This is a genomic window from Sulfurovum sp. (genome assembly GCF_041562805.1).
Classification (GTDB): domain Bacteria; phylum Campylobacterota; class Campylobacteria; order Campylobacterales; family Sulfurovaceae; genus Sulfurovum.
In genome coordinates, this window is record NZ_JBFFOH010000117.1 from 1 (window position 1) to 7,824 (window position 7,824).

Consider the following 7,824-nt stretch of genomic DNA (forward strand, 5'->3'; position numbering starts at 1 on the left):
CCTGATATCTCACAGAATTTTCTGTTCGCATAGGTAATGATACCTTTTAAATCTGTAGAACTAACGATCAGGCCTTTTTCAAAGGTATACTCTTCATCAATTGGATCAGGTCTATTCATAGTATTCTTTTCCCCTTTTTTAATAGTGTGTCATATGTGTCAAATTAAGAAGTGTTATCCCAGCAAACTTAAAGTCATAAAATTTACTGTCTGCAACCTGGCAATCTTCTTGAGACCCACGGTTTTCTGTCCCCACTTCACAATGAGTTTAGCTTTTTAACTTAGAGTTATGTATTGTATAACATAGACTACAACATACAAGTCAAAAAATATTATATACACAATCCCACTTCTAAAACTCTATAACAATTAAACTAATAATAGAATGAATTAAGAAGTTTTTAGTAAAAAATATCAAATTATGTACGATTATTGATTATAATCTTTAATAATGTTTGAGATTTTCTTATTTGTAACTTTCTCAAGATCTTCGTAAGACGCATTTTCTATCGCTTCAAATGTTCCAAAATAATCGATTAATTTTTTGACCGTTGCTTTACCTATTCCCTTTTTATTCAGAAGTGAAACTTGTGTATCTTCTTTACGTTTTTTGTTCTGATGGTAGGTGATCGCATAACGATGTGCTTCATCTCTTTGTCTCTGTATCCAGTGAAGACGTTTGTCATTTGGTTTAAGTTCAATGAGCCCCTGAGATGTATAGATCATGTCTTTGGCTGCGCCTTTCGCACGATGTGCTTTGGCATCGAGTTTTTCTTTTGCTATGGCGATGACATCAAGATTCACGTGGGCTTCTTTGAGCAGTGTTCGTGCAAGGTTGAGATTGGCTTGTCCTCCATCAAGTATCCAAAGGTCAGGAGCAGGCTGTTCTTTAAAATTTTCTATACGTCTGGAGAGCATCTCTTTCATCTGTCCATACTCATCACGTTCATGCAAAGTGTATCGTCGGTAAGCATTTTTGTCCCATTTATTTTCATCCCAAACAACCATGCCTCCTACAGTAGCTACGCCCATAAGATGAGAGTTGTCAAATGTCTCTATACGATAGGGGATGACAGAAAGGTCAAAGAGGTCTGCTATTTTTTGTTCCATGATAGTATCACTCTGTGTTTTACGTAATAATTCTTCACAATTTTGCAAAGCCAAAGAGATGAGTTTGGCTTTGGATCCTCGTTGAGGAGTAAGTATCTCTATCTTTTTGCTAAAACGTGTAGAAAGTGTTGTTGCTACCTGTTGACTGTCTTCAAAGGTATGGGCAGTAAGAACTTGTTTACTGATATTGGGTGTATCAATGGTATAAAATTCCAATAAAGCTTGTTTATACGCTTCATTCTCGTCAAAAATATGCGTATGTCGAAAGTAGGAGTATGCAGAAGAGATGATCTTTCCTCCCCGCATAAAGAGTTTGACTATGACACCTTTTTCATCACCATTTTGTATCGCAAAGATATCCAAGTCCATTTCATTGGCCAAGTCGATATTTGAAGAAATAGTGAGTGAAGAGATAGCCTCTATACTGTCTCTCATAGCGCCTGCTTCTTCATAACGTTCTTGCATAGCAAGGTTCGTCATTTTCTCTTGAAGGGTAGAAATGAGATCTTTACGTTTGACTATGGATGTTTTAGCTTTAGTGACTATCTCTCCATAGGCTTCTGGGGTAACCTTGGATTCACAGGGAGCAAGACACTTTTTGATCTGGTAGAAGAGACAGGCTTTTCCTTCTCTTAAACAAGACTTTCTTTGCACAAGAGGATAGACCTCATAGAGTGAATCAAGCAAGGCTTTGCCCCCGGTTGGAAAAGGTCCATAATAGGTGACATTTTTTCCTTTTATCACTTTCCGGGTAATTTCAAACCTTGGATATACTACAGATTCATCAATGTAGATGTAGGGGTATGTTTTGTCATCACGAAGTAAAATATTATACTTGGGTTTGAGCTGCTTGATAAGAGAATTTTCCAAAATGAGAGCATCTTCTTCTGTCTCCACCACAATGTACTCTAGTCTAGTAGCTTCATAGAGCATTTTAAGGATACGTGAGCTTTGCGTAGGGTTGGGTTTAAATTCAGGAGAAAAACGCCAGTAGCTTTTGACCCTGTTTTTAAGGTTTTTTGCTTTGCCTACATACAGTAGTTTGCCGTTGGGGTCAAAATATTGGTAAACACCTGAGCAAGAAGGAAGATCTCGAATTACTGATTGCATGTAACAATGGCTTTGATACGTTCAAATTTTTCTTTCAGTTCTTCATCTGAAGGTGTTTCAAAATCCCCCTTGGCACGCTCATGATAATGAGGTACACTCACATACGACGTCTTTTCCTGAGGCATTGCATGATATTTACTGTGAAAAACAACAACCTTCTCAGCCTGCATCATCTTGCATGCTTCATCGTGTTTGTTAAGTTGGGTTAATAGGCTTTTTAATAAATCTCTATTATAATTAAGTTCCATTTTAAAGCCAGGATGTGTGACTGCTATGAAGAGTGTTTCATCTTTGATGTAAATAAAGGCAACAGCTTTTTGCCATTTGGGACTAAGAAGATCGATATACTTTTGGTAACACTCTTGTCGTTTTAATGATTTAAACTGAGGTTGAGAAGATAAATGAGACAAAATCATACGTGCTTTTTTCATAAAGCGATTATAACATCACTTTGCTGTATCATCTTGACAGGATGTGGTTATAAAACAGATCCTGTCTATGTAGAAGATACTGTAGAGAATAACACAAGCATTAAGACAGAAGGTTAAATATGCAGAAGTATGATGTACTTATTATAGGTGCGGGTATCGCAGGCTTATATGCTGCGATGCAACTCCCCGCCAGCAAAAAAGTGTTAGTTGTCTGTAAAGACATTCCCTGGGAGTGTAATACTTTTTATGCTCAAGGAGGTATGACGACCGCTTTGAATGAAGCTGATATTCCTCTGCATGTGGAAGATACTATGGCAGCAGGTTCTTATCATAATAATAAAGAAGCCGTTGAGATACTCTCACGTACTTCACTGGAAACGACTCCTGATATCATTCAAAGAGGTATGGAGTTTGATAGAGGAGAAGAGGGGAATCTCCTTTATACGAGGGAGGCAGCACACTCGGTAGAGCGTATTATCCATGCTGGCGGAGATGCTACGGGACGTTACATGCATTACTTTATGATGGTGCAAAATAAACATCAGCTTCAAAAAAATACATTAGTCTATGACCTTCTTATAGAAGATGGTAGATGTTTTGGGGTAAAAGCAACCGTAAATTATGAACCCACAACCATCTATGCAGATGATGTGATCATTGCCTCTGGAGGTATAGGTTCACTCTATGCGTATAATACAAACTCTCGTACTGTCAGTGCTGACATTCATGGTATTTGTGTTGAGAAGGGGATAGAACTCGCTGATATGGAATTTATGCAGTTTCACCCTACTGTATTTGTTGATACACCTTTTGCAAGAAAACTTTTGTTAACAGAGGCACTGAGAGGTGAAGGTGCCCATGTGGTCGATGAAAAAGGAAGACGTTTTTTATTTGATTATGATGAAAGAGGGGAACTGGCGAGTCGGGACATTGTCGCGCGTGGTATTTTCGATTATAAACGAAAAACGGGACAAAAAGCCTATCTTGATTTTTCTATGTTCGAAGAGAAATGGTTTGAACATCGTTTCCCAAATATCACACACACTTTTGGTGCACTTGGTTATAAGTTTCCACAAGATAAGATCGCTATTTCACCTGCATTTCATTACTCTAATGGTGGTATAAAATGTGATACCTATGGCTGTATAGAAGGCATAGAAGGTCTGTATGTCATAGGTGAAGCTGCCCGAACCGGTGTGCATGGAGCAAATCGTTTGGCGTCCAATTCACTGCTTGAAGGTGCAGTCTTTGCAAAGCGTGCAGTAGATCACCTTCTTTCCAAGGAACATAAAGCCATCCAAACACCTAAATTTGAGAAAGATTACGGTAATATTCTACACAAAGAAAATGATAAAACCTATAAACAAAAGCTGCGTCAAGTAATGTGGGATGATATAGGCATTATCAGGACAACAAAAGGCTTGCATGAAGCGAAAAATCTCATTTATGATATGAAGAATAAAGAGATAGGCAGACTGCTAAAACTTAGGCTAAACACAGCGTCAGCCATCGTAGATGCTGCACTTGCCAGAAAAGAGTCTTTAGGCTCTCACTATATGGAATCTAGGTAGTTAAATGACTAGAGAAATATGGCATACTAAACAATTAGGAGAAGAAATGACAGCAGGGTTCGCACAGTTAGATTTGACAACAACATGGGTTGGTATAGCGTCACTTGTGATATTTATCGTAGCATATTACTTTATCGCAGCGGAAGATAAATACCATATAAATAAAGCAAAACCAGCACTATTTGCAGGTACTTTTATCTTTATACTCATTGGTATTTATTTTGCTATGAACGGTTTAGATGGTAAACATTTACATCATGAGATAGAGATACTTCTCTTTGAGATCGCAGGTATATTCTTCTTCCTCTTTGTTGCTATGACTTACATTGAGGCGATGATCGACAGAAATGTGTTTTCTGCATTACGTTATAATCTTGTTTCTAAAGGCTATGATTATAAAAAACTTTTCTGGATCACGGGAATTTTAGCTTTCTTCATCTCTCCTATCGCAGATAACCTTACGACTGCACTGATTCTTTCAACAGTATTGATCACGATCGATAAAACAAATAAAGCGTTTATCGTGCCTTCGGCAGTGAATATCGTTGTTGCAGCGAATGCCGGTGGTGCTTGGTCTCCATTTGGTGATATTACTACGTTGATGGTATGGGTTGACGGTAAAGGTGCTTTTGTTGATTTCCTTTATCTTTTCCCAGCATCTATCATTGGATGGTATATCACAGCAATTCTTTTGAGCCGTTTTATACCAGAGGGCACTCCTCCGTTCGCAGCAGAAGAAAAAAAGGTTAGTATCGCTGCAGGTGGTAAGGTGATCATGGGACTTTTTGCTTTGACCATTGCATCAGCGGTTCTTTCACACCAAGTACTTCACTTGCCAGCAATGTGGGGAATGATGTTTGGTTTGGCAATCTTGAAAATGTATATCTATAAAATGAGTAGAGAAGTAAGATATGACAGTGATGGTATCGTTTGTCCTAAGGTCAATGTCTTCTCATTTATTGCTAAAATTGAAAATGATACACTTCTTTTCTTCTTTGGTATTTTGGCTGCAGTCGGTGGACTTCACTTCTTAGGTTTCTTGGAGTACTTTACTGCACTTTATGCACAGTTTGGTGCTACGACGGTAAATATCGGAGTAGGATTCCTTTCTGCTATCGTAGATAACGTTCCTGTTATGTCAGCAGTACTTAAATCAAGTCCAGACATGGGTGCCGGTGCACATGCACAGTGGATGCTTGTCACGCTTACAGCAGGTGTAGGTGGTTCACTCATCTCATTTGGTTCTGCAGCAGGTGTAGGTGTAATGGGTAAACTTCACGGCATCTACACATTTGGTGCACATATGAGACTTGCGTGGACAGTACTTATAGGTTATATTGTATCTGTTGCTGTTTGGTATGTACAGTTTCAAATCATTGGATTTGGAGCATAAGTATAGTATGGGCTTATAAGCCCATACTATCTGGCTTGTTTATATAGTTAAGTTTTTTATTTTAAAAATTTAACCATACAAATATAAGGAAATCCCCATGAAACAAGTACCTATACTCGTACTAGACTTCGGTTCACAATACACACAGCTTATCGCCAGAAAACTTAGGGAAAGCGGTGTATATACAGAAGTGGTCCCATACCGTGAGAGTATTGAAGATATTAAAGCAAGAAAACCACAAGGTATTATTCTTTCTGGAGGTCCTGCTTCTGTCTATGCTGAAGATGCTTATAAGCCAGATGACGGTGTGTGGGATCTGGGATTACCGATCTTGGGTATCTGTTATGGTATGCAGCTTATCACACAACATTTTGGTGGAAGTGTAGTAGCCGCTGACCATCACGAGTACGGGAAAGCAAAACTTAAAATAGAAAATGACTCTAGTATTTTTAAGGGTATTACTGATGACTCTATCGTGTGGATGAGCCATGGAGACAAAGCTGAGAGCATTCCTGATGGATTTGAAGTGGTAGGGACAAGTGAAAACTCTCCATATGCAGCTATAGCAGACGATAATCGTCAAGTGTATGCATTCCAATTCCACCCTGAAGTACACCATTCAGTAGAGGGTACTGCGATGTTGAAAAACTTTGCTAAAAATATCTGTGGTTGTGACAGTACTTGGAACATGGGAAGCTTTGCCAAAGAGAAGATAGAGGGGATCAGGGCACAGGTAGGGGATAAAAAAGTTCTTTGTGGTGTAAGTGGAGGTGTTGACTCCTCTGTGGTTGCTGCTATGCTTAATGAGGCATTGCCAAAAGAACAACTTATTTGTGTATTTGTTGATCAGGGACTTCTTCGTAAAGATGAAGCTGAACAGGTACAAGTGATGTTTAAAATGTTAGATATACCACTTATCACTGTAGATGCCAAAAAAGAGTTTATGGCTGCTCTTGAAGGTGTGTCTGATCCTGAAACAAAACGTAAAGCGATCGGTGAAAAGTTCATTGAAGTCTTTGACAGTGAAGCTAAGAAACATACAGATGTTGCTTTCCTTGCACAGGGTACACTTTACACAGATGTGATTGAATCAGTTTCAGTGAAAGGTCCATCAAAGACCATTAAATCTCACCATAATGTTGGTGGACTTCCAGATTGGATGACTTTTGAGCTCGTTGAACCTCTCAGAGAGATCTTCAAAGATGAGGTAAGAAAACTAGGACTTGAACTTGGACTCCCTAAAGATATGATAGGCAGACACCCGTTCCCTGGACCTGGTCTTGCTATTAGAACTATGGGTGCAGTGACAGAAGATGGTCTGCACCTTATTAGAGAGTCAGATGCTATTATGCAGGAAGAACTCAAAGCAACAGGGTATTACGACAAAGTATGGCAGGCATTCACTGTATTGCTGAACGTACAGTCAGTAGGTGTGATGGGTGACAACCGTACATATGACAACACGGTGTGTATCCGTATGGTAGAGTCAGTGGATGGTATGACAGCTACTTTTGCACATGTACCGCATGATGTACTTGAGGGGATGAGTAGAAGGATTATTAATGAGATCGACGGGATCAATAGAGTCGTTTATGATATAAGCTCTAAACCTCCTGCAACGATCGAATGGGAGTAGCACGATTATGTGTATTCCTTCTTATTACAAATATATTTTTTTATTCCTTGTAGTTGGAACTTTAGTGATACTTGCAGTGTTTTACGACAGACTTTTTTATTTTGTGCCTATATTTATTTTTTCTATTATATGGAGTCGTATACGTTGTCCTAAGTGTGGAGAATCACTGTTAAAAGATAAGAATGGCTGGTATATATTTACCATGAGAACCACTTGTCGACACTGTGGACAAGACACACTTTTATGTGAAGTTGAATCTGATGAGGTAACACAGTCAAGATTGAAATGACCTCCCATATTAAATCATTACGTTTATTTGGGGAGCTTCTGCTATAATTTTTTTAAAAGGAACCTTTTATGAAACAAACACTTCTCATCACACTATTTTCTTTTGTCCTTTCATCATTTATGGTCGCCAGTACAGATTCAATTACTGATAAAATGGCTGTTATAGGTAGCCCTGGTTTGTCGTCAGATCCATGTGCTGCTATAGATAAAAAACTTATAAAACTAGATGAATTTACGACTATGCTAAACAATACCAGTGCGTTCCATTTAGAAGAGAAAGCTTCAG

The 7,824-nt window shown here is 38.6% G+C and carries 6 protein-coding genes and 1 riboswitch; of the genes, 4 read left to right on the forward strand and 2 right to left on the reverse strand.

Going from position 1 to position 7,824, the window contains the following annotated elements; translation table 11 throughout:
* Nucleotides 1–207 precede the first annotated feature (207 nt).
* Nucleotides 208–282, reverse strand: a riboswitch (cyclic di-GMP riboswitch).
* 146 nt (nt 283–428) lie between these two features.
* Complete coding sequence (gene uvrC / locus ABYK33_RS11685; RefSeq protein WP_373033407.1) at nt 429–2,219, reverse strand: excinuclease ABC subunit UvrC; 1,791 nt, start codon at nt 2,217–2,219, stop codon at nt 429–431.
* Nucleotides 2,207–2,650 carry a hypothetical protein gene (locus ABYK33_RS11690; protein WP_373033408.1) on the reverse strand — a complete coding sequence of 148 codons (444 nt, stop codon included), beginning with the start codon at nt 2,648–2,650 and terminating at the stop codon, nt 2,207–2,209. Before ABYK33_RS11690 ends, uvrC begins: the two co-directional genes overlap by 13 nt.
* Before the next feature lie 119 nt (nt 2,651–2,769).
* Here ABYK33_RS11690 and nadB point away from each other — a divergent pair, with 119 nt between their 5' ends.
* The 4 genes from nadB to ABYK33_RS11710 form a co-directional block, all read left to right on the forward strand.
* On the forward strand, nt 2,770–4,221 hold the full coding sequence (gene nadB / locus ABYK33_RS11695) for an L-aspartate oxidase (protein ID WP_373033409.1): 1,452 nt from the start codon (nt 2,770–2,772) through the stop codon (nt 4,219–4,221).
* A gap of 46 nt (nt 4,222–4,267) precedes the next feature.
* Entirely contained in the window at nt 4,268–5,614 is a 1,347-nt protein-coding gene (gene nhaD, locus ABYK33_RS11700; protein WP_373033413.1) for a sodium:proton antiporter NhaD, read from the forward strand.
* Nucleotides 5,615–5,711: 97 nt separating this feature from the next.
* On the forward strand, nt 5,712–7,250 hold the full coding sequence (gene guaA, locus ABYK33_RS11705) for a glutamine-hydrolyzing GMP synthase (RefSeq protein WP_373033411.1): 1,539 nt from the start codon (nt 5,712–5,714) through the stop codon (nt 7,248–7,250).
* A 357-nt stretch (nt 7,251–7,607) separates the two neighbouring features.
* On the forward strand, nt 7,608–7,824 hold a 217-nt coding region (locus ABYK33_RS11710), incomplete at its 3' end, for a hypothetical protein (RefSeq protein WP_373033412.1).

Bases quoted from the DNA above. Each gene is read 5' to 3' on its own strand.
- uvrC (WP_373033407.1), bottom strand. From the start codon at position 2,219: ATGCAATCAGTAATTCGAGATCTTCCTTCTTGCTCAGGTGTTTACCAA.
- ABYK33_RS11690 (WP_373033408.1), bottom strand. From the start codon at position 2,650: ATGAAAAAAGCACGTATGATTTTGTCTCATTTATCTTCTCAACCTCAG.
- nadB (WP_373033409.1), top strand. From the start codon at position 2,770: ATGCAGAAGTATGATGTACTTATTATAGGTGCGGGTATCGCAGGCTTA.
- nhaD (WP_373033413.1), top strand. From the start codon at position 4,268: ATGACAGCAGGGTTCGCACAGTTAGATTTGACAACAACATGGGTTGGT.
- guaA (WP_373033411.1), top strand. From the start codon at position 5,712: ATGAAACAAGTACCTATACTCGTACTAGACTTCGGTTCACAATACACA.